Source organism: Massilia sp. DD77, assembly GCF_036961685.1.
Taxonomy (GTDB): Bacteria; Pseudomonadota; Gammaproteobacteria; order Burkholderiales; family Burkholderiaceae_D; genus Telluria.
Window position 1 is genome coordinate 137,995 of sequence record NZ_JBAMDH010000004.1, and the last position, 21,739, is coordinate 159,733.

Genomic DNA, 21,739 nt, shown 5'->3' on the forward strand with positions numbered 1-21,739 from the left:
GAATACAGTAATTTAGTGGGCTGCCCATTGGATCGAATTCAGATCGATCCCTTCCTTGAACATGTCCCACAGCGGCGACAGTTCGCGCAGTTTGCCAACCTTCGATTTCAGCAGGTTGATGGCGAAGTCGACTTCTTCCTCGGTCGTGAAGCGGCCGATGGTGAAGCGGATCGAGCTGTGCGCCAGTTCGTCGCTGCGGCCCAGGGCGCGCAGGACGTAGGATGGTTCCAGCGAGGCCGAGGTGCAGGCCGAACCGGACGACACGGCGATGTCCTTGATCGCCATGATCAGCGACTCGCCTTCGACATAGTTGAACGAGACGTTCAGGTTGTGCGGCACGCGGTGCTCCATGTCGCCGTTGACGTAGACTTCCTCGATCTCGAGCAGGCCCTTGGCCAGGCGGTCGCGCAGCGTCTTGATGCGCGCCAGTTCGCTGTCCATTTCTTCCTTGGCGATGCGGAAGGCTTCGCCCATGCCCACGATCTGGTGGGTCGGCAGGGTGCCCGAGCGCAGGCCGCGCTCGTGGCCGCCGCCGTGCATTTGCGCTTCCAGGCGCACGCGCGGCTTGCGGCGCACGTACAGGGCGCCGATGCCCTTCGGGCCATAGACCTTGTGGGCGGTAAAGGTCATCAGGTCGACCTTCAGCTTTTCCAGGTTGATCTCGACCTTGCCGACGGCTTGCGCGGCGTCGCAGTGGAAGATGATGCCCTTCGAGCGGCACAGTTCGCCGATTTCGGCGATCGGCTGGATCACGCCGATCTCGTTATTGACCATCATGACCGAGACCAGGATGGTGTCCGGGCGGATCGCCGCCTCGAGCTGTTCCAGGGTGATCAGGCCGTTTTCCTGCGGCTCGAGGTAGGTCGCCTCGAAGCCCTGGCGTTCGAGCTCGCGCACGGTGTCCAGCACGGCCTTGTGCTCGGTCTTGACGGTGATGAGGTGCTTGCCCTTGGTCTTGTAGAACTGGGCCGCGCCCTTGATCGCGAGGTTGTTGCTTTCGGTCGCGCCCGAGGTCCAGATGATCTCGCGCGGATCGGCGCCGACGATGGCCGCCACGTGGCCACGCGCTTCTTCCACCGCGGCCTCGGCGGTCCAGCCGTACATGTGGCTGCGCGATGCCGGGTTGCCGAACTGCTCGCGCAGGAAGGGAATCATCTTGTCCGCCACGCGCGGATCGATCGGCGTCGTCGCCGAGTAATCCATGTAGATCGGGAAGTGGGGCGCAGTCGCGAAGCTCTGCTCGGTTTTCTTGTCTAAAGGCGCGTTCATCAGTTCACTCCAATATGCTTCAATTTTGTCCGACGGCGGCGTGGGTGCGGTGCACCACCACGACGTTCTGTTCCTTCTGCTTTTGCTGGTCGACCAGGTCTTGCAGGGAGACCGAATCGAGGTAGTCGACCATCTTTTCGTTCAGCGTGGTCCACAACTCGTGGGTCATGCACCGGGTGCCGCTGGCGGCATCGGCGCCGTGGCAGTTTTCCTTGCCGCCGCACTGGGTCGCATCGAGCGGCTCGTCGACGGCGATGATGATGTCGGCCACCGTCACTTTCTCGGCCGGACGCGCCAGGCTGTAGCCGCCGCCCGGCCCGCGGATCGATTCGACGATCTCGTGGCGGCGCAGCTTGCCGAACAGTTGCTCCAGGTAGGACAGCGAAATGGCCTGGCGCTGGCTGATGCCCGACAGCGTGACCGGACCATTGCCCTGGCGCAGGGCAAGATCGATCATCGCGGTAACAGCAAAACGGCCTTTGGTGGTCAGACGCATCACAACCCCGGTTAGTGTTAAAATATTCCTCTTGCCCAACTTAAATCCGACTGCGTCATCTCTCGATTGCAGCTTGTTAAAAACCGGATTAGTTGAACGATTTAGTCAAGTATAGCAAAACGCAAGCGTCTTGTCTTGGCAGCCCCAAAAACGGCAGCCCCCTCCCCTTCCCCACTTTCCCCTGATGGTTTATTGCGCTTCTAGCAGCCGCATGGGGCCGAAGAGCTCCTGCATGCCCTGGTGCTGGATGAACGACAAGTTATACGGATGCTCGGCGGCGATCTGCGGCAGCCCGGCCGTTTCCGGCAGCTTGCGCAGCTGCTCGGCGATCTTGCCCCACAGAATCATGGTCGGCCGCTCGGCCTGGGCCGCCAGCGCGGCCAGCACGGTTTGCAGAAAAGGCAGCCAGGCGCGCGCGTCGACCGCGGGTGGAACGTGGCTGCGGAACACGAGCGAAGCGTTCAGCAGTAAGAAGCCGTTCTGGTGCAGCCGGTCCTGGAGCTGGGCCAGGGTCTGGATTGCCCCGCCGGCGCGGGCCGCCTGGGCCACCGGGACCATGGCCGAGCCGCCGGTGTCGTCCGCCTGCAGCTGGCCTGAGGCGACCAGCAGCATCTTCATGAAGTTGCGCAGCGAGGTGGCGCGGTTGACGGGCTTGGACAGGCCGGTTTCGCTCCACAATTCCCTGACCGCGCCGTCCATGAAGCAAACGCCGGTAGCGCTCTCGGCGCGCGGATAGGGGCCTTCGCCGACCAGGACGTAGCGGACCTTGCCCAATGGCTGGGCGAAGGCGGCGAACAGGCGGTTGTCGGTCGGAAGGTAGTCGTCGCCGGCCAGGGCCGGGAGGTAAGCGGGGTTGGCGGCGGCCATGGCGTGCAGGCCCTGCTCCAGGATCGGGCGCCAGGAGGGGTCGGCGAGGGAGAGGGCTGGCAGGAGCTGGGCGGGGATGGTCATGGCAGATGTGGCTCGATCGGGAGCGGCGGATTGTACCGTATGCATCCGGTGGCCGGCGTTCCCGGTCTGCTTGCAAACTTGGCTTCCCGCCTTCGCGGGAAGTCATTGCTGGCAGTGGCAGGAATGACGGTTTTTAAGCTGTCGACTTAAGGATGAGCTGACGAAACGCGTACCTTGACCACGAACATCTGCACGTCATTCCCGCGAAGGCGGGAACCCAGGTTCGTGGCGCACCACAACCCTCCCCTTGCACCAGGAACCCCAAGCATTCCACGCTTCAATCTAGCGTCCGCCTTTCCCGTTTGGGTGCATGATTTTCACCATCGACCAACGCAGGGAGGCAATCATGCAGACAATCCAGGACATCATGACCCCAGACGTACAAACGATCTCGCCGCAGGAAAGCGTGCGCCGCGCGGCGCAGTTGATGGATGAGCTGAACGTGGGGGCGATCCCCGTGTGCGACGGCGACCGCCTGGTCGGGATGATCACCGACCGCGACATCACCGTGCGGTCCACCGCGGCCGGCCAGGCGCCGGACCAGACCTGCGTGGCGGACGTGATGAGCACCGACGTGCGCACCTGCTACAGCACCCAGCAGGTGGATGAGGTGCTGGGCCAGATGGGCGACGTGCAGATCCGCCGCGTGCCCGTCATCGACGAGCAGTCGCACCAGCTGGTGGGCATCGTCTCGCTCGGTGACATCGCCACCAAGCACTCGGCCCAGGTCGACAGCACCCTGGACGAGATCTCGACGCCGTCGGAACCGGACCGTTCGGTCACGCGTCACTGAGCGCGATCAACCGCACCTGCATGCCGCAGGTGCGGAATCACCACTTATTCCGCGTCCGGCTGGCGCGACGGATGCGCGTCCTTGAAGGCAGGCAGGTCGGTGCACAGCGCATTGATGCGCGCGATGTTCGGGAAGGCCGAGACATCGACGTCGAAGCGCTGCGCATTGAACACCTGCGGCACCAGGTAGCAGTCGGCGATGGTCGGCCGGTCGCCGTGGCAGAACGGGCCCGCGCCCGGGTCGCGCGCCAGGTGCGCCTCGAGCGACTTGAAGCCCTCGATCACCCAGTGGCGGTACCACTCGCCCTTGGCCTGTTCCGACAAGCCCAGCTGCTTGACCAGGTAGCCCAGCACGCGCAGGTTGTTGATCGGATGGATGTCGCAGCCGATGATCTGGGCCAGTTCGCGCACGCGGGCGCGGCCGGGCGCATCGCCCGGCAGCAGCGGCACCTCAGGGTGCGACTCTTCCAGGTACTCGATGATCGCCATCGACTGGGTCAGGGTGATCCAGTCGTCCTGGAAAGCCGGCAGCAGGCCGCTCGGGTTGATGCGGCGGTACTCCTCCTGGTGCTGCTCGCCGCCGTTCTTCAGAAGATGCACCGGGACCGCCTGGTAGGTCAAACCCTTCAGGTTCAGCGCGATGCGCACGCGGTATGCGGCCGAGCTGCGGAAGTAGGTATAGAGCTTCATCGGTGCCTCCAGTGGTAATGCGCGACTTCTTGATCGATGGCGCCGAAGATGCTGGCGCCGCTGGCGTCGAGCATTTCGATGCGCACGGTATCGCCGTAGCGCAGGAAAGGCGTCTGCGGGGCGCCCTGCTCGATCGTTTCATACATCCGTACTTCAGCCAGGCAGCAATAGCCGACGCCGCCGTTCTCGACGCTGGAGCCGTGCAGGCTGCCCTGCTTGTTCGAGACCGTGCCCGAACCGATGATGGTGCCGGCGCCCAGCTCGCGGGTCTTGGCCGCGTGCGCCACCAGCTGGGCGAAGCTGAAGGTCATGTCCTCGCCCGCATTCGGGCGGCCGAAAGGCTTGTCGTTGAGCGTGACCTGCAGCGGCAGGCACAGCTTGCTGTCGCGCCAGGCGTCGCCCAGCTCGTCCGGCGTGACCGCCACCGGCGAGAAGGCGCTGGCCGGCTTGGACTGGAAGAAGCCGAAACCCTTGGCCAGCTCGTTCGGGATCAGGTTGCGCAGCGAGACGTCGTTGACCAGCATGACCAGGCGGATCGCGCCCGCGGCCTGTTCAGGCGTGGCGCCCATCGGCACGTCGCCGGTGACCACGGCCACCTCGGCTTCGAGGTCGACACCCCATTCCTCGGACTGGACCATGATCGTGTCGTTGGGGCCGACGAAGGAATCCGAGCCGCCCTGGTACATCAGCGGATCGGTATAGAAGGAGGCCGGGACTTCGGCGTTGCGCGCCTTGCGCACCAGCTCGACGTGGTTGATGTAGGCCGAACCGTCCGCCCATTGGTAGGCGCGCGGCAGCGGCGAATGGCATTCTTCCTCGATGAAGGACTCGGCCTTGTCGGCGGTGCCGGCATTGAGCTTGTCGTAGACCTTCTGCAGCTGCGGCGCGACCTTGTTCCAGTCGTCGAGCGCGCATTGCAGGGTGCGGGCGATCTTGGGGACGGCCTGGCAAGTGACGAGATCGCGGCTGACGACGACCAGGGTGCCGTCGCGGCCGCCCGTTTTGAGGGTGGCGAGTTTCATGGTGTTTCCTTTGCTAAAACTTTGTTCTTCGCCATTACAAATCAAAACGTACTATCATACAAACAGTATTTTCCGCCCGATTTATCGGACTATCTTATGAATCCCACTTTGCGTCAGATGCGCGCGTTCGTGGCCGTCGCCAAGACGGGCCACTTTACGCTTGCTGCTGAGTACTTACACATTACTCAATCAGCTTTGTCCGGTTTGATCAAAGAACTGGAGCAGACCCTTGGCGCCCGCGTGGTCGACCGCAGCACACGCAAAATTGGGCTCACCGATATCGGCCGCGAACTCTACCCGCTATTTAGCCAGATGATCGATGATCTCGACGGTGCGCTGGCTAACGTGGCGGACCATACGCGCCTCAAAAAAGGCATCGTGCGCATCGCCGCGCCCCAATTGATGTCCTGCACCCTGCTGCCGGAAGCGATGGCCGCCTACCGCGCGCTGCATCCCGACATCGAGGTGCGCCTGGCCGACACGGCGGTGGAAAGCGTGATCGCGCGCGTGCTCTCGGGCGAGGCGGATTTCGGCATCGGCCCGGAACGCGACCCCGCGCCCACCCTGCACGTGCGCACGCTGTTCGAGATGCCCTTCGCCCTGGTCTTCCCCAAGGGCCACGAGCTGGAAGCACAAGCGCGCGTGACCTGGCACGACGTGTCGCGCTATCCCTTCATTTCGCTGCAGGGCCAGTTCACCGAGCGCCTGCTGGACGATATGCATGCGTCACTGCGCGAGGTGCCGCTCAAGCCGGCCGGCGAGGTGACCTTCATGACCACCGCGCTGGCGATGGTCGGCGCGGGCCTGGGCGTGACGGTGTGCCTGCCCTATGCCGAACGCCTGGCGACGTCCTACGGCCTGGCGATGCGCCCGATCGAGGAGCCGCAGCTGACGCGCCGCTTCTTCGTCTACACCCGCCCCGGGCGGTCGCTGTCGCCGGCCGCGGAGAGCTTCATCGACTTCCTGTTCGGGCATGTGGAACATACCTACGCCGAGGCGGCGGTGCACGACACGCCGCCGCGTTAGAATGGCCGGCATCGCTACTATCCGCCCGCCACGATGTCCCACAACACCATCGCAATCAACCGGCGCATGGACAAGTTCGACAGCCACGACAGCGTCTGGCTGTTCGGCTACGGTTCGCTGATCTTCAAGGCCGACTTTCCCTTCCTCGACCGCCGTCCCGCCGCCATCCGCGGCTGGGCGCGCCGCTTCTGGCAGGGTTCGCACGACCATCGCGGCACCGAGACCGCGCCGGGGCGCGTGGTGACCCTGGTGCCCGAAGCGGGCGCGCATTGCGACGGCATGGCCTACCTGGTGACACCGGAAGAATTCGCCCACCTGGACTACCGCGAAAAGAACGGCTACCTGCGCCTGGCGACCGACATGCATTTCGACGACGGTGCGAGCGCCGAGGGCATCGTCTACATCGCCACCCACGAGAACGCGGCCTACCTGGGCCCGGCCCCCGAACGCGACATCGCGCGCCAGATCGCGCTGGCGCGCGGCCCGAGCGGACCGAACGCGGAATACCTGCTGCACCTGGCGCAAGCCTTGCGCGACATGGGCAAGGTCGATGCGCATGTGTTCGAGATCGAACGCCACCTGGCGGCCTTCGGCATCAAGTCCGGCATCAAGCCGGCAAAGCCCCCAGCACCTGCATGACGCGCGCCGCGCGCTGCTCGACCGTTCCTGTCAGGACGGTGAAGGGGATGCGGCGCGCATCGAGGTCTTCCAGCACCAGTTTCTGGATGCGCGTGCGCCAGCCCGCATGCTCGCGCACACCCGGTTCTTCTTCATAGGGGATGTCGTCGGCGCAGACAAAATGGTGGAGGTAGCGCGTGCGGCAATCGATGGCGTAGCGCAGCAGCGCGGGCGGCGCCGGATCGGGTACCTGGCCGAAACAGCGGCCGAGCAGCAGGGTCGTGAGCGCGTTGGTGTCGACGAATACATACGGCCCCTGCGCCTGTGCGAGAGCCGTATCCTCGGCATCGCGGTGACGCTCGGCGATCTCGACATAGTCGGCGGCGTCGAGCTGCCCGCGCTTGTCTTCCCAGATGAAGCGGCCGATTTCCGGCACGGATTCGGCGCCGCTTTGCCGCGCCAGGTACAGCGCCAGGGTCGACTTGCCGGTCGACTCGGCGCCGACGAATACCACCAGTTTGCTGCCGTACTGCCCTTCCATGCCTGCTTCCATCGCGCTTCCTTCCAACGGGGACCGCCATCCTAGCCGGAAGCGCGCGCAAGCTCAACCCACCGGCGCAAGGTCCTCCAGCACCAGCTGCAGCGATGTGGCCGGCCGCAGGGTCACGTTGAGCCTTGGCTGCGGCGGCGGCAGACCCTGCGGAACCGACAGCTTGAAGCGCTGCAGGATCATCGCCGCGATCACCGTCATCTCGGCCAGGGCCAGGTGCTGGCCGAGGCAGACGCGCGGCCCCGCCCCGAAGGGCATGAAGGCGCCGCGCGGCGCGCCCGCACCATGCTCGAGAAAGCGATCGGGGCGGAAGCATTCCGGTTCCGGGAACCAGCGCGCGTCGCGCTGCATCAGGCCCAGCGGCACGGTAAGAATGGTGCGCGCCGGCAGCGTCCAGCTGCCCAGGCGGATCGGCTTGACCGCGCGGCGGCTCATCAGGATTGGCGCGGCCGGATACAGGCGCAGGGTTTCCTGCAGGCTGCGGCCAAGATAAGCGAGCTCGGGCAGGTTCTCGGCCGAAGGCGCACGGCCGTCCAGCACCGCCGCCACTTCGCGCCGCGCCGTCTCCTGCGCCTCGGGATGCGAGGCCATGCACCAGGCCCACCAGGTGAGCGTGGCGGCCGTCGTTTCGTGCCCGGCCAGGAAAGCCGTCATGCACTCGTCGCGCACGGCGTCGAGCGGCCAGGCCGCGCTGTCCGCGCGGTGCAGGTCGAGCAGGCGGGTCAGGAGGTCATCCGGCCACGCGCCGTAGGGCATGGCCAGGCGCGCGGCGACATGGCGCTCGACCAGCGCCTTCAGCGCGCGCTTCATGCGGCGCTGCTCGCGCTTCCACGGCATCCAGTCGGGCCAGCTGGCCGGCCAGAACATCTCGTCGTTCGCATCGGCACTCAGCAGATGGAGGGCGCGCTCGGCCAGGCGGGCATCGTCGCCGATCTCGCTCGAGAACATCATGCGCATGATCACGTCCATGGCCAGCGTCGTCAGCGCACTCTCGACCGGCATCGCGGCCGGACCAACGGGCCAGCGCGCCAGCGCCTGGGTGCATGCGGCGGCAATGACGGGCGCGAAGGCCTTGACCGGTTTCGGCGCGAAGGCCGGCTGCAAGGCCTGGCGCTTGGCATGCCAGCGTTCGCCCTCCTCGATCAGCACGCTGCGTCCGTGCACCTGGGAGAAGATCTGGATACCGCGCTCCCAGCGTATGTGGGCGTCGTGCTGGTTCACCAGCAGCTCGCGCACCAGTTGCGGATCGCTGACGATCACCTGGTGCTCGGGCCAGATGCGCAGGTGCACGACATCGCCATGCGTGCTGCGCCACTCGGCAAGCACGCCGGGCAGGTCGCGCGCCATGCGGGCCAGCAGGCCCCAGCCGGTGATGCCGGCTGGGGGACCGGGCGGCCACACGCCGGGCGGGTGAGGGACCGGAGCGGGCGGCATGCCGTCCGCATGGAAAGGGCAGCGGGAGGAAGTAGGCGTCGTCATGTCCGGCATTCTTGCCGTTTGCGGGCATCGCGTCTTGAATCCAAACGACATCGACAGCCCGCGGCAAGCTCCTTATACTCGGGCCTCATGGACCTTGCCGACCTGCACATCGCGCCGCCCTGCCCCGACCCGCTGCAACGCGCCCCCCGTGCGTTCGACAGCGGCGGCGCGCGCGACCGGCTGATGCTGGCGCCACCCGCGCTGCAGGGCGCGCTGGTGGCCCTAATCAGCCGCGACATCGCGCACCTGAGGCTGGACGATGCGCAGCGGCTGTCGCACTTCCCTGCCTCTCCCATGGTCACGCTGTCGTGGTACCACGGCGTCGACGCCGGCCTGGTCGACGCGCACGGCTGGCATGCCTTTGGCGCGCGGGTCGTCATCTCGGGCAGCCAATCGCATCCTACCGTCAGCTGGGCGCCGACCAACGGACGCGGTTACATGGCCTGCTTCGCGCCGGACGTGGCGCAGCAACTGTTCGGGCTGGACCTGGCCGCGATCCAGGACCGCTTCCTGCCGGCGCACGCGGTGCTCGGCGCCGGGTGGACGCCATTCTTCGATGCCCTGCTGGGCGCTGCCGACGACGACGCGATCATGGCGGTGCTGATCGAATTCCTCGGGCCGCGCTGGCGCCTGGCGCAGGGCCGCGATTCCGATCGGCCGTCGCTGCGCCAGTTTGGGCGGCATTGGGTGGACAAGCTGGCATGGCAGGCGCACGAGTGGCGGCGCACCACGGGCGCGCGGCAGGTGGAACGGCGGGTGAAATCCTTCAGCGGGCGTTCGCTGCGGCAGTGGCAGGCGCTGACGCGCACCGAGGGCCTGTTCTTCGCCGCCCGCGAACGCTTCGAAAGCGGACGCGCCTTCGACTGGGCCACGCTGGCGCAGGACGAAGGTTTTGCCGACCAGGCCCATATGAGCCGTGCCGTCAAGCAGATCACGGGTTTTGCGCCGACCGAGTTCACCCAGCGCTTCATCGAGGATGAGTCGTTCTGGATCTACAGGCTGTGGGTGTGAGGACGCCTGGGGGAACGCGCTTCAGCTGCCGGCTTCGGGCCGCGGCTTGTGATGGAAGATCCGGTCCGGGCGCAGCAGCACCATCAGGCCGCCGATGATGCCGAATACCAGTAGCGCGTCTTCATCGGCAAAAATGCCGTTGAGCACCAAAAACCAGACGGCTGCCGCCGCGACGCCCGCCGACAGCCCTATCCTTTGAATCCACCGCATGTGTTCCCCTGCTACGAATCGCCACGTCTGGACGATGTTATTTTGCTTATTCGCCAGTTCCAAGAAGGGGCGTATTCTGACAGGTATTCTTTGGCGAAAATCCTCGGATCGTCACATTTGTGTAGAAAGTGACATGAGACCGGGTCAAATTCGGGGCGGGGAACAGTTGTTGCTCAACTATTAACGTGCTAGGCTGCCTTCTCATGCCGCTACAGAACGGCCGATACGATATCCGAGGAGATTCCCTATGTGGAAACAGACACTGCTTGGCGCGCTCATGCTGTGCGCGCTGGGCCAGGCCGCTGCGCAGCAAGCCGCCGCCCCACCGCCCCAATACGACAGCGTGCTGGCCAGCTCGCTCGGCGCCGACGAGCGCGGCATGCGGCCTTACGTGTTCGTGATCCTCAAGACGGGTCCCAGCAAGATGCCGGAAGGGGCGGAGCGGACCAAAATGTTCCAGGGACACTTCTCCAACATGGCGCGACTAGCGGCCGAGAAAAAACTGGTGATGGCCGGGCCGCTCGACGGTGTCGACGGGCGCCGCGGCATCTTCATCTTTGCTACGCCGGATATCGATGAGGCGAAGAAGATGGTGGCCACCGATCCGGTAATCGTCAACGGCGAGATGGTGGCGGAGTATCACAAGCTGTATGGCTCGGCGGCGCTGATGATGGTGAATGATGTGCATAACAAGATCCGGAAGAAGTAGGCCGTTGATGCACGCTAATGGTCATGTGGTTGGTACCCCACCCACGAAAATTAAAGATAATCCTACTGCGGCACGCACCTGTTCGATGTCGAGACAAAACTTTGGTAGCTCAGACTCCACACGCTAATGTGACACCAGCGACCAACTCCGCACCCCGAATTGTCGCCTTAGAGCACGCACGGTAAATTGGCCAGGTCCCGTTCGGGACCATAGGCATTTTGGTCGCTCAACAGCGAATTGCGTGCCGCTGATGCTTAACTGTACGCACCGGTCCCCATGGGGTCGCTTGGGGTAGAGTCACTATTGCCTCTGCGCGCAATCTTTCACGGTAAGTGTATCGTCAACGTGCCTAATTAAACCCAATGACGACGACGTTAGAGTAGATAACTAAGCCTTATCGAATGTCCGGTTTCGGCCAGAAGCGGACCTACACAATTCGCACGTCGACCCAGATGACCGATGAATAATAAACTTGAGCTTAGTGAAAATTTGCACGAAGAGATTAAAGAATATTGTTCACGCGGCGATGTCTTAGCGGAAGCTCGCCAGTTCAAGGAGGCGATCGGAGCTTACAACGGTGCTTGGAAGCTGATCCCAGAACCTAAAAACCACTGGGAAGCTGCAACTTGGGTACTGGCAGCGATTGCAGACGCAGCATTTTTGGGCGGCTTCTTGAAAAGTGCCAGGGAAGCAATTGAGTACGCGATGACCTGTCCGGGTTCAATTGGGAACCCTTTCATGCATTTACGTTTCGGGCAAATATTGCTGGACTTAGGGGAGCGTGACCGCGCTGCAGATGAGCTTATGCGAGCTTACATGGGGGCCGGGGCCGAGATTTTTGAAAGAGACGATCCTAAGTATTTAGCATTCTTGAAGACAAGAGCAACCCTGTAAGGCTATGTCTGCTTTGGGTCGGTACCTGCCCTTAGTGACAGACTTCGATTTTTCCATTCTAACCAGATGTTATCCTGTAATGATGAAAGACTCACCGCGCTTCCCCGTCACTATTACATTTGATGATGGCGACGTTTGGATCTTGGACGACGTTGGTCAAATCGGAACCAACCTTGAATATTTCGACAGTGAAGACGAAGATGATTCTTTAACGATTGTCGACGCATTCTGGCGCCCGATACGCGTCTTGGTTCGCGACCTACAGGTTCTGATCTTTGAATTGAAAGTTGAAGCCGAATGATATTTGGCTGCTCATGTCCGTTTCAAGGCGGGTCGGCTCTTCGTGACAGTCTGCGATTTTCGGTCATGGCAATCTGATATGCTAAGCTCAACGGCCGAATTCGGCCAAAAGCGGACAGCGACTGAACTAGGAGAAGCATGGCAAGTATCGGTGAAGTGTATTTCGCTATGTATGGCGATGACTTTGACCCTGCCGACGTAAGCATCTACGTTGGCTGCGCTGCGACTGACGTGCGCCGCAAAGGACAGCGCAGGCCTGATGTTCCCCTTCCTCGGTACTCGTCCTGGGCGGTTTCAGCAGGCAGAGTCGAAGCTGACGTCATTGACGTTTATGAGATGTCTGAACAGCTTGTCGAACGACTCGTTCCTTTTGTGCACAAACTGGCCGAGGCAAAGACGGTTTTCAATCTAAGGTGTGTGTTTCAAGTTGTACTTTGGATTGACCAAAATGAAGATGCTTCGATGCCTGCCATTGGATTCGACCCGGCGGTGATCCAGTTCATACACACGGTTGGCGCAAAAATTGACATTGACACGTATCGAAACTAGCTGAGGGCGATGTCCGCTTTGGGTCGAAAGCGGACGTAACCTTGAGTAATACTGTGGCGCGGCTCCTGCAGCACCACAGAATCAGATCAAAACAGATCCAACTGTCCCGCCGCCTTCCTGCCTTGTTTGCTCGTCGCCGCCGGCACCATCAGCGGCCTCCTGAACTGCGAGGTATCAAGCCTTCCGAACCGTCCACGCAATTCGGTCATGCCCAGCCTCTCGACAGTCTTGTAAAAACGCTGGCGTATCAGATCCGCCCACACGCCCTCCCCCGCCATGCGCGTGGAAAAGTCACTGTCGTAATCCTTCCCGCCCCGCATGTCGCGAATGCGATTCATCACCCGCTGCGCGCGGTCGGGGAAATGGGCCTGCAACCATTCCTGGAACAGCGGATTGACCTCGTGCGGCAAACGCAGCACCACATAGTGCGCCCCGCTCGCGCCGGCATCGAAGGCCGCTTCGAGGATGCGCTCGATCTCCGGCTCGGTGACAAAAGGAATGATGGGCGCCACGCTCACGCTCACCGGAATGCCCGCCTCGCTCAGCGTACGGATAGTGCGCAGACGCCGTTCCGGCGCCGCCGCGCGCGGTTCCAGGGTGCGCGAGATGCGCGGGTCGAGCGTCGTCAGCGTCACGGCCGCGCAAGCCAGGCGTTGCTCGGCCATGGGCGCGAGGATGTCGATGTCGCGCTCCATCAGCGAAGACTTGCTGATCAGCCCCACCGGATGCCTGCATTCGTGAAGCACCTCCAGCACCCGGCGCGTGATCTTCAGCTCGCGCTCGCAGGGCTGGTAGGCGTCGGTGTTGACGCCGAGGGCGATGTTCTCGGGCACATAGCCCGGCTTGGCCAGCTCGCGCCGCAGCAACTCGGGCGCATTGACCTTGGCGAACAAACGGCTTTCGAAATCCAGCCCCGGCGACAGCCCGAGATAGGCATGCGTGGGCCGGGCAAAGCAGTAGATGCAGCCGTGCTCGCAGCCGCGGTAGGGATTCAGCGAGACATTGAAGGGAATGTCGGGAGAAGCGTTGCGTGTGAGGATGCTCTTGGCGACTTCGTCGGTAACCACCGTCTTGAGTGCCGGCGCACCGCCTTCGTCCTCCCCCCAGCCGTCGTCGAAACGTTCGCGGCCGTTGACCTCGTAGCGGCCTTGCAAATTCGACACCGCGCCCCGCCCTTTGCGTGCTGCGGCAGGCAGCGGGCCGAGCATCGGCTGCTCTTCCACGGGCTCGCGGCGAATTGGGGGTCTGGGGTCTGACACGGCTGCTCCATACTGTACGTTTATACAGTATGGTACGCCGACATCAGGATCGATTCAAGTGCGGGTCGTAGGCGGCTTGCTGCTGCACAAAGCCGCCGAAAGCATCCAGCAGCGGCCGGCACGCCTCCGGATCGCCCTCCAGCTGCCCCAGCGCCAGCGCCGCCGCCTCCAGGCTCGACAGCTGGTGCGGCGCGTGCGCCTTGCGGATGCGGTAGTTCGAGGGCGCCACGTTCATCAGCGCCAGGCGCGGCAGGCGCTGCAGCGCCGGGTTCAGATAGAGCATCTTGCGGCTTTTGCGCCAGGTGGCGTCCAGCACTACCAGCCGCACCTGTCCGGCCGGTGGCGCGATTGGCGCGGGCGGCGCCGGCAGCAGCGGGTCGCCTGCGGTGTCGGGGTAGAGCAACACCGGCTCGCGCCCATCCGCATGCAGCAATGCCTCCAGCTGCGCCGCGTCGAAGGTCTCCCCCACCACCAGTTCGCTGCCGGCCACGCTCAGGTGCAGCAGGCGCGCGCTGTTCTTCGCGTTGTGCACCTCCAGCGGATGCTGCAGCACGAGAAGCGCGGCCTGGGTCTCCACCTGTGCGATCCAGCGGCAGATGCAGGCGGACGCGGCGCGCAGGCAGCTGGCGCAGGTCGGACGTTTGGAAATGGATTGGCTCATGCGGCGATTGAACAGACGGTTGGCGATTGTAGCGCAGTCGCCCAAGCAGGAAAAAGCACGCCAGACGCCCATCCGATAACCAAAGGAATAGCTCTTTTTGCCACACGCAAAAATTTAACGCCCGAGTTGCCGAAACGGATATTGCTCTGCCTATTCAGCCTGCCTAGAATCAATTTATTCCATGAGGAAATTGTTCCGCATCGGCAGCTGTCCAGAGTAGATATGTTAAGAGCACGTCCATCTGTCCCTACCCTCTCTACGCTCTTCGTGGCGGCCCTGGCCATGGCGCCGGGCTACGCGATCAACCAGGAGTTGCAGCTCGACTACCGGATGAACGAACACATCGTTCAGGTGCCTGCGGGTCCGCAAGACCGGGCGATGCTCGAGACTACCGTGTTCCAGCCGAATGGTCCCGGCCCCTTCCCGCTCATCATCATCAACCACGGCAAGGACCCGGGCCGCCCCAGCCTGCAGCCGCGCGACCGCTTCTATCACATGGCCAGCGCCTTCGTGAAGCGCGGCTATGCCGTGATGGTGCCGATGCGCCAGGGCTTCGCCAACTCCACCGGCCGCTACGCCGACCACGGCTGCGACATGACCGCCAACGGCTATAGCCAGGCCGAGGACATCCGCGACACCCTCGACTATGCGCGCCAGCAGCCCTGGATCGACAAGGAGCACATCGTGGTCGCCGGCCAGTCGTATGGCGGCCTGGCCACGATCGCCCTCGGCGCCCAGCCGCTGCCGGGTGTGCGCGGCCTGATCAACTTCGCCGGCGGCCTGCGCGACGACAGCGACCGCTGCGCCTGGCGCTCGCAACTGGTGTCGGCCTTCGCCGAATACGGCGCCAAGAACACCGTGCCGACGCTCTGGATGTACGGCAAGAACGATTCGCTGTTCGGTCCGGAACTGGCCAAGCGCATGCACGCCGCCTTCGAAGGCGCGGGTGGACGTGGCCGCCTGGTCGAGTTCGAGCCCTTCAAGCGCGACGCCCACGGCATGCTGGCCAGCCGCGACGGCGAGAAGGTGTGGCTGGAAGACACCGAGAAGTTCCTGAAGCAGGTCGGCATGCCGACCGAGGTGCTGCACGAGGTGCCGCCGCCGCCCAGCCCGGCCAAGACCGATTACGCGCGCGTCGACGACATCGGGGCCGTGCCCTTCCTGTCCGAGCACGGCAAGCGCGCCTACCAGGAGTACCTGACCAAGATGACGCCGCGCGCCTTCGCGGTGTCGCCGAGCGGCGCCTGGACCTGGGCCGAGGAAGGCGAAGACCCGGACGGCCGTGCACTGGCCACCTGCAGCGCCAAGAGCACCGAGCCTTGCCGCCTGTACTCGGTCGACGACTACGTGGTCTGGACCGGCGAGCGCATCGACGCCGCCGAGAAGGCCGCCGCGACCGCCTCGCTGTCCCCGGCGCCCGCTCCTGCTGCGACATCGGCGCCGACCACTTCGGTGGGCAGCACCACGCGCTGATCAGGCCGGCAGGCTGTCAAGCCTGCCGCGCACTGTTTCCGTGCGCTAAAGCGGCTTGATGCGCTGCCACCCGACGCAGCGCAAACCGCCCCTTCCCGCCTCCTCCGACAATGTGGCTGACGCCTCATCGACTGGAGAATCCCATGTTGCGCCTTTTTCAAGCCTGCGCGGCCGCCTTGCTGGCGGCGAGCGCCTGCTGTGCGCCGGCCTGCGCCGCCAATAACTATCCCGTCATCCTGGTGCACGGCGTGCTCGGCTTCGGCCCGGACGAATTCCAGCACAGCGGCTTCAACTACTGGGGCGGCTACGGCGACATCGCGCGCCACATGCAGGTCTACCACGGCCCGCGCAATGTGTTCGCGGCGGCGGTGGGGCCGATCAGCTCCAACTGGGACCGGGCGGCCGAGCTGTATGCCCAGATCAAGGGCGGCTGCGTCGACTACGGCGCGGCCCACGTGCGCAAGTACGGGACGCCGGGCCAGGCGCAGAAGCCCCCAGGTAAATGCTGGGCCGCCGACCCCGCCGACAATCCGCAGGCTTATCCGCTGGCGTTCTATCCGGCATGGGACGCCGCGCACCCGATCCACATGATCGGCCACAGCCAGGGCGGCACCACGATCCGTGCCCTGGTCGAACTGCTCGAGCACGGCTCGCCCGAGGATGAAGGCGACGGCGAGCTGTACCGGGGCGGCAAGCTGGGGTGGATCCGCAGCGTGACCACCATCTCGTCCCCGCACAACGGCACCACGCTCAGCGACGCCGTGTTCGACATCGCCCCCAGCCTGCGCACGCCGCTGCGCGAGCTGCTCAGCCACCGCGCCGCGCAATGGGAACTGGCGCCGGACGGCGCACGTGACTTCAACCGCTGGGCGCGCACCTCGCCCCTGGTCTATTACTACTCGGTGGGCACCCTCGCCACCGAGGCCGGCAGCTGGTGCTGCAACGACACCGACCGCGTGATCGCGCCCATCCAGACCACGGCCTTTCAGTACCCGCGCGCCGACATGATCCCCTACTTCAAGCTGTTCGCGGGCGAATGGATCGCGCCCTCGCCGCTGCAGCGCGGGATCGGCGGCTATACCCAGGATGCGCCGGGACGGCAGCGCATCGACAGCGACTGGTTCGCCAACGACGGCGTGGTCAACACGGTGAGCATGCGCGCGCCGAACGGGCATCCGGTGCGGGACTTCGACGGGACCTCGGTCAAGGGAAGCTGGAATTACCTGGGGACATGGCGCGGGTATGACCACTTCGATATTGTGAACTGGCCGAACAAGGGGCCATCGGCGGATGCGCTGTACGAGAAGATCAGCGATATTATTTTTGGGTTGTAGCGCGGCGGACCGTCGGATAGTGATCACCGCGTCGGCGGGAAATCAGGCCAGTGGCCTGAATTACCTACGCCGACGCCTTCAACAGCCGCCGGTTGTCAATGCACGCTGCGCAAGCTGCGCGCCAGATCCGACAACCTGTACGGCTTGCTCACAAACGCAAACTCCCCCAGCTTCGCGCGGTCCAGCTTGAGCGCCGGCTGCGGATACCCCGAGGCCAGCATCACCTTGATGTGCGGGTAGTTCTCGCGGGTGAAGGCCGCCAGGTCGATGCCGTTGATCCCGTCGGGCATGACGACGTCGGTGAACAGGATGTCGACGTCGCGGCTGGCCAGCACGTTCATCGCTTCCTGGCCGCTGGCGGCGGTCATCACGTCGTAGCCCATGCTCATGAACAGCGAGGACGCCACGTCGAGCAGGTCCGGCTCGTCCTCGACGATCAGCACCGTCTCGGTGTCGGCCTTGCGGTACTCATGGTCCTGCGACGAGGCGGCAGGCAGGTAGATGGCGATCGTCGTGCCCTCGCCCAGCTTGCTGCGGATCGCGATCTCGCCGCCCGACTGCTTGATGAAGCCGTACACCTGCGACAGGCCCAGCCCGGTGCCCTTACCCACTTCCTTGGTGGTGTAGAAGGGCTCGAAGGCGCGGCTCACGGTGTCGGGGTCCATGCCGGTGCCGGTGTCGGTCACGGTCAGGCGCACGTAGTCGCCGGCAGGAAGGCTGTCGACCTCGCCGTCGGCCAGGCTGGCGTTGGCGGTGGCGATCTCGATCCGGCCGCCCTCGGGCATGGCGTCGCGCGCATTGACCACCAGGTTGAGCAGCGCGGACTCGAAGCGCGCCGCGTCGACCACGGTGTTACGCACCTGCGGGTCGAGCTTGACCTCGAAGGCGATCGACGTGTTGCCGGCACGCCGCAGCACCGATTCGAAGCCGGTGATCAGGCGGTTGACGTTGCGCGTCTCGGGCTGCAGCGGCTGCTGGCGCGCGAAGGCCAGCAGCTGCTGGGTGAGCGTGGCGCCGCGGTCGATCGCGCGCCGCATGCTGTCCAGGGTCTTGAGGTCGCTGCCGTGCTGGCGCTGCATGGTCAGTACTTCCAGGCCGCTGGCCAGTACCGACAGCAGGTTGTTGAAGTCGTGCGCGATGCCGCCGGTGAGCTGGCCGATCGATTCCATCTTCTGCGACTGGAACAGCGCCGCCTGGGTCTTCTCCAGCGCTTCGGCCGCCTGCTTCTTTTCGGTCAGGTCGCGCGTGATCTTGGCAAAGCCGATCAGCTCGCCGGTCTCACCGCGGATGGCGTCGATCACCACGTGCGCCCAGAAGCGGGTGCCGTCCTTGCGCACGCGCCAGCCTTCGGCCTCGTAGCGGCCGACCTGGCCCGCCGTGCCCAGCGCGCGCGCCGGCACCCCGGACAGGCGGTCCTGGTCGGTATAGAAACGCGAGAAATGGCTGCCCACGATCTCGTCATAGGAATAGCCCTTGATACGCTCGGCCCCCACGTTCCAGTTCGTGACCACGCCCTCGGGCGAGAGCATGTAGATCGCGTAGTCGGTCACGCCCTGCACCAGGATGCGGAAGCGCTGCTCGCTTTCGCGCAGGGCATCCTCGGTGTGCTTGCGTTCGGTGACGTCACGGGTAATCTTTGCGTAGCCGAGCAGCGTGCCGTGCTCGTCGTAGATCGGGTCGATCACCACGTGGGCCCAGAAGCGGGTGCCGTCCTTGCGCACGCGCCAGCCCTCCGCTTCGAACTTGCCGTCTTCCAGCGCGTGCTTGAGCGCGCGCGCAGGCAGGCCGGTGGCGCGGTCCTCGGGCGTGTAGAAGCGCGAAAAATGCTCGCCCAGGATTTCCTGCTCGGCATAGCCCTTGAAGCGCTGCGCGCCCGCGTTCCAGCTGGTGACGTAGCCCTGCGGATCGAGCATGTAGATCGCGTAGTCGCTGATGCCGGCAACCAGGTACTGGAGACGCTGCTCGTCGGTGATCGTTTTCTGGACGGGGGACGACATACTGTCCATATGGAGAATGCTTCCTGAAAAGATGGACCTAAAATGATCCTATCATACTACCGCTCATCCATAACCGCCCACGCGCCCGGCCGGCCGCCATGCGTCGATACGGTGCCGCCGCACTTGTAAAGCGTCCGTCGGTTTCACGTTACAATACTGTCCTGTTTCTCCAAGCTCGTTTCTTCAAGGCACAATGATCCCGCCAGCCCCCGAACAACTCGACCTGAGCGCCTGCGATCAGGAGCCGATCCGCACACCCGGCAGCATCCAGCCGCATGGCTTCATGCTGACCCTGTCGCCCGCCCCCGCGTTCGAGGTGCTGCAGGCCAGCGCCAACCTGGCGCAATGGACCGGCGTGAGCGCCGAACAGGCCGCCGGCCAGCCGCTGGCGCGCGTCGTCGGCGAGGCCGCGCAGGCGCGCCTGGCGCCTGAGCTGTCGCGCGGCGCCCTGGGCGCCCGCCCGCTCTACCTGGGCACGGTCAGCCTGGAGAACGGCGCCCACTTCGACGTGCTGGCCCACCTGTGGGACGGCCTGGTCATCGCCGAATTCGAGGGGGTCGACCGTCCGCGGCCCGCGGACTTCCGCCACCTCTACCCCCTGATCAGCGATTTCCTCGCGAAGGTCAGCCAGCATGCCTCGATCCCGGCCATGACCGAGCTGGCCGCGCGCCATGTGCGCTCGGTCACCGGTTTCGGCCGCGTGATGGTGTACCAGTTCGACCCGGACGGTCACGGCCGCGTCGTGGCCGAAGCCAAGGCCGACGACTACGATTCCTATCTCGGCCAGTCCTTCCCCGCGAGCGACATCCCGGCCCAGGCGCGCGAACTGTACACGCTGTCGCCGATCCGCCTGATCCAGGACGCCAACTACCAGCCGGCCCCGCTGGTCCCGGCGCGCAATCCGGTCACCGGCGCGGCCAACGACCTGTCCTTCGCGGCCCTGCGCAGCGTCTCGCCGATCCATCTGCAGTACATGCGCAACATGGGGACCCTGGCCTCGATGTCGGTGTCGCTGATCGTCAAGGGCCAGCTGTGGGGCCTGATCTCCTGCCATAACGCCACGCCCTGTCCGGTGCCGGTCGAGCAGCGCACCGCCTGCGAGCAGCTGGGCCAGATCCTGGCGCTGTGCATCGAGTCGCGCGAGGACGCGGCCGAGCTGCAGTTCCGCCTCGACGTGCGGCGCGTGATGGTGGAGCTGATGGGCCAGCTGACCAAGGGCAGCGACTTCCTCGAGAACATGAGCCGGGTCTTTCCGGAGCTGCTGCGCTTCGCGCGCGCCGGCGGGGTGGCGATCGTCGCCGACGAGCGCGTCATGACCTATGGCGACACGCCGGACGAGGAGGCGATCCGCGCCCTCTCGACCTGGCTCGCCGTGCAGGGACATACCGAGGTGTTCCACACCAGCCACCTGGCGGCGAGCTACCCGCCGGCCCAGGACATGATCCGCAACGCCAGCGGCCTGCTGGCGCTGCCGATCTCGCGCATCCACAAGCACTACCTGCTGTGGTTCCGCCCCGAGCTGGTGCAGGTCATCGAATGGGCCGGCAATCCGTACGAGAAGATGGCTCCGCCGGGATCACCGACCCAGCTCTCGCCGCGCCAGAGCTTCGCCGCCTGGCGCGAGACCATCCACGGCCACAGCCTACCCTGGCACCAGGCCGAGATCGAGCTGACCGTCGAATTCCGCTCCGCCCTGCTGGGCATCGCGCTCGAGCGCGCCGAGCAGATGGCCGAACTGGCCGAGGAACTGGGCCGCGCCAACAAGGAACTCGAAGCCTTCTCCTACTCGGTCTCGCACGACCTGCGCGCGCCCCTGCGCCACATCGTCGGCTTCTCCGACCTGCTGCTGGAATCCGCCGGCGCCGAGGATCCCAGCCGGCGCCAGCGCTTCCTCAAGAACATCAAGGATTCGGCGCGCCTGGCCGGCAAGCTGGTCGACGACCTGCTGTCGTTCTCGCAGATGGGCCGCGCGGCCTTGCGCCCGACCACGGTCGACATGAACGACCTGGTCTCGGCCTGCATCGACAAGCTGGGCCTCGACATCGGCAGCCGCAACGTCGACTGGCACCTCGAGCACCTGCCCGAGGTCTACGCCGACCCCAGCTTCCTGCACCTGGCGGTCTACAACCTGCTGGCCAACGCGGTCAAGTTCACCGGCGGGCGCGACCCGGCCGTGATCCGGATCTGGGCCGACGAGGGCGAGCACGAGACCGTGTTCCACGTCGCCGACAACGGCGCCGGCTTCAACATGGACTACGTGCACAAGCTGTTCGGCGTGTTCCAGCGCCTGCACCGCATGGAAGACTTCCAGGGCACCGGCATCGGCCTGGCCAACGTGCGCCGCATCGTCGAGCGCCATAACGGCCGCGTGTGGGCAGAATCCGTGCAGGGCGAAGGCGCCACCTTCTCGTTCAGCATCCCGCAACAACCCCCAACCCCGTAAGGCCGC

22 protein-coding genes are annotated in these 21,739 nt (G+C 64.7%); 11 read left to right on the forward strand and 11 right to left on the reverse strand.

The features are described 5' to 3' along the window. Positions 1-12: 12 nt before the first annotated feature. The 3 genes from V7778_RS03325 to V7778_RS03335 all read right to left on the reverse strand — a co-directional run bounded on the left by V7778_RS03325 (position 13) and on the right by V7778_RS03335 (position 2,716). Positions 13-1,269: an IscS subfamily cysteine desulfurase gene (locus V7778_RS03325; protein WP_335551922.1), complete on the reverse strand. Its 1,257-nt coding sequence runs from the start codon at positions 1,267-1,269 to the stop codon at positions 13-15. Between the two features lie 19 nt (positions 1,270-1,288). Beyond that, the gene (gene iscR / locus V7778_RS03330; RefSeq protein WP_211519708.1) at positions 1,289-1,765 is read right to left on the reverse strand and encodes a Fe-S cluster assembly transcriptional regulator IscR; all 477 of its coding nucleotides are present in this window, start codon (positions 1,763-1,765) and stop codon (positions 1,289-1,291) included. 189 nt (positions 1,766-1,954) lie between these two features. Further along, complete coding sequence (locus tag V7778_RS03335) at positions 1,955-2,716, reverse strand: uracil-DNA glycosylase (RefSeq protein WP_335551923.1); 762 nt, start codon at positions 2,714-2,716, stop codon at positions 1,955-1,957. Between the two features lie 346 nt (positions 2,717-3,062). Between V7778_RS03335 and V7778_RS03340 the strand changes: the two genes are divergently transcribed. Next, on the forward strand, positions 3,063-3,509 hold the full coding sequence (locus V7778_RS03340) for a CBS domain-containing protein (RefSeq protein ID WP_211519706.1): 447 nt from the start codon (positions 3,063-3,065) through the stop codon (positions 3,507-3,509). A gap of 44 nt (positions 3,510-3,553) precedes the next feature. Here the strand turns inward: V7778_RS03340 and maiA are convergent, their stop codons facing one another. Then, complete coding sequence (gene maiA / locus V7778_RS03345; protein ID WP_335551924.1) at positions 3,554-4,198, reverse strand: maleylacetoacetate isomerase; 645 nt, start codon at positions 4,196-4,198, stop codon at positions 3,554-3,556. After that, the gene (locus V7778_RS03350; protein ID WP_335551925.1) at positions 4,195-5,220 is read right to left on the reverse strand and encodes a fumarylacetoacetate hydrolase family protein; all 1,026 of its coding nucleotides are present in this window, start codon (positions 5,218-5,220) and stop codon (positions 4,195-4,197) included. The genes maiA and V7778_RS03350 overlap by 4 nt, the downstream gene beginning before the upstream one ends. A gap of 96 nt (positions 5,221-5,316) precedes the next feature. Here V7778_RS03350 and V7778_RS03355 point away from each other — a divergent pair, with 96 nt between their 5' ends. Both V7778_RS03355 and V7778_RS03360 read left to right on the forward strand, forming a co-directional pair. Next, positions 5,317-6,246: a LysR family transcriptional regulator gene (locus tag V7778_RS03355; RefSeq protein WP_335551926.1), complete on the forward strand. Its 930-nt coding sequence runs from the start codon at positions 5,317-5,319 to the stop codon at positions 6,244-6,246. A gap of 33 nt (positions 6,247-6,279) precedes the next feature. Next, positions 6,280-6,885, forward strand: a complete 606-nt coding sequence (locus tag V7778_RS03360) for a gamma-glutamylcyclotransferase (RefSeq protein ID WP_335551927.1) — start codon at positions 6,280-6,282, stop codon at positions 6,883-6,885. Here the strand turns inward: V7778_RS03360 and V7778_RS03365 are convergent. Then, positions 6,854-7,417, reverse strand: coding sequence for an ATP-binding protein (locus tag V7778_RS03365; protein ID WP_335551928.1), 564 nt, complete (start codon positions 7,415-7,417; stop codon positions 6,854-6,856). The two genes, V7778_RS03360 and V7778_RS03365, sit on opposite strands and share 32 nt — an antisense overlap. Before the next feature lie 51 nt (positions 7,418-7,468). After that, entirely contained in the window at positions 7,469-8,893 is a 1,425-nt protein-coding gene (locus tag V7778_RS03370; RefSeq protein ID WP_335551929.1) for a cytochrome P450, read from the reverse strand. An 87-nt stretch (positions 8,894-8,980) separates the two neighbouring features. On the opposite strand from V7778_RS03370, the gene V7778_RS03375 reads away from it, so the two are divergent. After that, positions 8,981-9,904 carry a helix-turn-helix domain-containing protein gene (locus tag V7778_RS03375; RefSeq protein ID WP_335551930.1) on the forward strand — a complete coding sequence of 308 codons (924 nt, stop codon included), beginning with the start codon at positions 8,981-8,983 and terminating at the stop codon, positions 9,902-9,904. A gap of 21 nt (positions 9,905-9,925) precedes the next feature. Here the strand turns inward: V7778_RS03375 and V7778_RS03380 are convergent, their stop codons facing one another. Next, positions 9,926-10,177: a hypothetical protein gene (locus tag V7778_RS03380; protein ID WP_335551931.1), complete on the reverse strand. Its 252-nt coding sequence runs from the start codon at positions 10,175-10,177 to the stop codon at positions 9,926-9,928. 184 nt (positions 10,178-10,361) lie between these two features. Here V7778_RS03380 and V7778_RS03385 point away from each other — a divergent pair, with 184 nt between their 5' ends. From V7778_RS03385 to V7778_RS03400, 4 genes are all read left to right on the forward strand, one after another. Further along, positions 10,362-10,823 (forward strand): YciI family protein, encoded by a 462-nt coding sequence (locus tag V7778_RS03385; RefSeq protein ID WP_335551932.1) that lies wholly within the window; start codon positions 10,362-10,364, stop codon positions 10,821-10,823. Between the two features lie 459 nt (positions 10,824-11,282). Next, positions 11,283-11,717, forward strand: coding sequence for a tetratricopeptide repeat protein (locus V7778_RS03390; RefSeq protein WP_335551933.1), 435 nt, complete (start codon positions 11,283-11,285; stop codon positions 11,715-11,717). Positions 11,718-11,796: 79 nt separating this feature from the next. Next, entirely contained in the window at positions 11,797-12,018 is a 222-nt protein-coding gene (locus V7778_RS03395) for a hypothetical protein (protein WP_335551934.1), read from the forward strand. Between the two features lie 137 nt (positions 12,019-12,155). After that, positions 12,156-12,566 (forward strand): DUF4279 domain-containing protein, encoded by a 411-nt coding sequence (locus tag V7778_RS03400; RefSeq protein ID WP_335551935.1) that lies wholly within the window; start codon positions 12,156-12,158, stop codon positions 12,564-12,566. Positions 12,567-12,652: 86 nt separating this feature from the next. Here the strand turns inward: V7778_RS03400 and V7778_RS03405 are convergent, their stop codons facing one another. Continuing rightward, positions 12,653-13,774 carry a PA0069 family radical SAM protein gene (locus V7778_RS03405; protein ID WP_335551936.1) on the reverse strand — a complete coding sequence of 374 codons (1,122 nt, stop codon included), beginning with the start codon at positions 13,772-13,774 and terminating at the stop codon, positions 12,653-12,655. 94 nt (positions 13,775-13,868) lie between these two features. Beyond that, entirely contained in the window at positions 13,869-14,486 is a 618-nt protein-coding gene (locus V7778_RS03410; protein ID WP_335551937.1) for a tRNA-uridine aminocarboxypropyltransferase, read from the reverse strand. Positions 14,487-14,753: 267 nt separating this feature from the next. Between V7778_RS03410 and V7778_RS03415 the strand changes: the two genes are divergently transcribed. Together V7778_RS03415 and V7778_RS03420 are read left to right on the forward strand one after the other, a co-directional pair. Then, positions 14,754-15,959: a dienelactone hydrolase family protein gene (locus V7778_RS03415; protein WP_335551938.1), complete on the forward strand. Its 1,206-nt coding sequence runs from the start codon at positions 14,754-14,756 to the stop codon at positions 15,957-15,959. Between the two features lie 143 nt (positions 15,960-16,102). Further along, entirely contained in the window at positions 16,103-17,293 is a 1,191-nt protein-coding gene (locus V7778_RS03420; protein WP_335551939.1) for an esterase/lipase family protein, read from the forward strand. Between the two features lie 95 nt (positions 17,294-17,388). Here the strand turns inward: V7778_RS03420 and V7778_RS03425 are convergent, their stop codons facing one another. Continuing rightward, positions 17,389-19,290, reverse strand: coding sequence for a hybrid sensor histidine kinase/response regulator (locus tag V7778_RS03425; RefSeq protein ID WP_335551940.1), 1,902 nt, complete (start codon positions 19,288-19,290; stop codon positions 17,389-17,391). Positions 19,291-19,483: 193 nt separating this feature from the next. Here V7778_RS03425 and V7778_RS03430 point away from each other — a divergent pair, with 193 nt between their 5' ends. Next, the gene (locus V7778_RS03430; RefSeq protein ID WP_335551941.1) at positions 19,484-21,733 is read left to right on the forward strand and encodes an ATP-binding protein; all 2,250 of its coding nucleotides are present in this window, start codon (positions 19,484-19,486) and stop codon (positions 21,731-21,733) included. Positions 21,734-21,739 lie beyond the last annotated feature (6 nt).

Bases quoted from the DNA above. Each gene is read 5' to 3' on its own strand.
- V7778_RS03395 (WP_335551934.1), top strand. From the start codon at position 11,797: ATGATGAAAGACTCACCGCGCTTCCCCGTCACTATTACATTTGATGAT.
- V7778_RS03410 (WP_335551937.1), bottom strand. From the start codon at position 14,486: ATGAGCCAATCCATTTCCAAACGTCCGACCTGCGCCAGCTGCCTGCGC.
- V7778_RS03390 (WP_335551933.1), top strand. From the start codon at position 11,283: ATGAATAATAAACTTGAGCTTAGTGAAAATTTGCACGAAGAGATTAAA.
- iscR (WP_211519708.1), bottom strand. From the start codon at position 1,765: ATGCGTCTGACCACCAAAGGCCGTTTTGCTGTTACCGCGATGATCGAT.
- V7778_RS03340 (WP_211519706.1), top strand. From the start codon at position 3,063: ATGCAGACAATCCAGGACATCATGACCCCAGACGTACAAACGATCTCG.
- V7778_RS03375 (WP_335551930.1), top strand. From the start codon at position 8,981: ATGGACCTTGCCGACCTGCACATCGCGCCGCCCTGCCCCGACCCGCTG.
- V7778_RS03400 (WP_335551935.1), top strand. From the start codon at position 12,156: ATGGCAAGTATCGGTGAAGTGTATTTCGCTATGTATGGCGATGACTTT.
- V7778_RS03405 (WP_335551936.1), bottom strand. From the start codon at position 13,774: ATGCTCGGCCCGCTGCCTGCCGCAGCACGCAAAGGGCGGGGCGCGGTG.
- V7778_RS03355 (WP_335551926.1), top strand. From the start codon at position 5,317: ATGAATCCCACTTTGCGTCAGATGCGCGCGTTCGTGGCCGTCGCCAAG.
- V7778_RS03365 (WP_335551928.1), bottom strand. From the start codon at position 7,417: ATGGAAGCAGGCATGGAAGGGCAGTACGGCAGCAAACTGGTGGTATTC.
- V7778_RS03325 (WP_335551922.1), bottom strand. From the start codon at position 1,269: ATGAACGCGCCTTTAGACAAGAAAACCGAGCAGAGCTTCGCGACTGCG.
- V7778_RS03425 (WP_335551940.1), bottom strand. From the start codon at position 19,290: ATGTCGTCCCCCGTCCAGAAAACGATCACCGACGAGCAGCGTCTCCAG.
- V7778_RS03385 (WP_335551932.1), top strand. From the start codon at position 10,362: ATGTGGAAACAGACACTGCTTGGCGCGCTCATGCTGTGCGCGCTGGGC.
- V7778_RS03360 (WP_335551927.1), top strand. From the start codon at position 6,280: ATGTCCCACAACACCATCGCAATCAACCGGCGCATGGACAAGTTCGAC.
- V7778_RS03350 (WP_335551925.1), bottom strand. From the start codon at position 5,220: ATGAAACTCGCCACCCTCAAAACGGGCGGCCGCGACGGCACCCTGGTC.
- maiA (WP_335551924.1), bottom strand. From the start codon at position 4,198: ATGAAGCTCTATACCTACTTCCGCAGCTCGGCCGCATACCGCGTGCGC.
- V7778_RS03430 (WP_335551941.1), top strand. From the start codon at position 19,484: ATGATCCCGCCAGCCCCCGAACAACTCGACCTGAGCGCCTGCGATCAG.
- V7778_RS03335 (WP_335551923.1), bottom strand. From the start codon at position 2,716: ATGACCATCCCCGCCCAGCTCCTGCCAGCCCTCTCCCTCGCCGACCCC.
- V7778_RS03370 (WP_335551929.1), bottom strand. From the start codon at position 8,893: ATGACGACGCCTACTTCCTCCCGCTGCCCTTTCCATGCGGACGGCATG.
- V7778_RS03420 (WP_335551939.1), top strand. From the start codon at position 16,103: ATGTTGCGCCTTTTTCAAGCCTGCGCGGCCGCCTTGCTGGCGGCGAGC.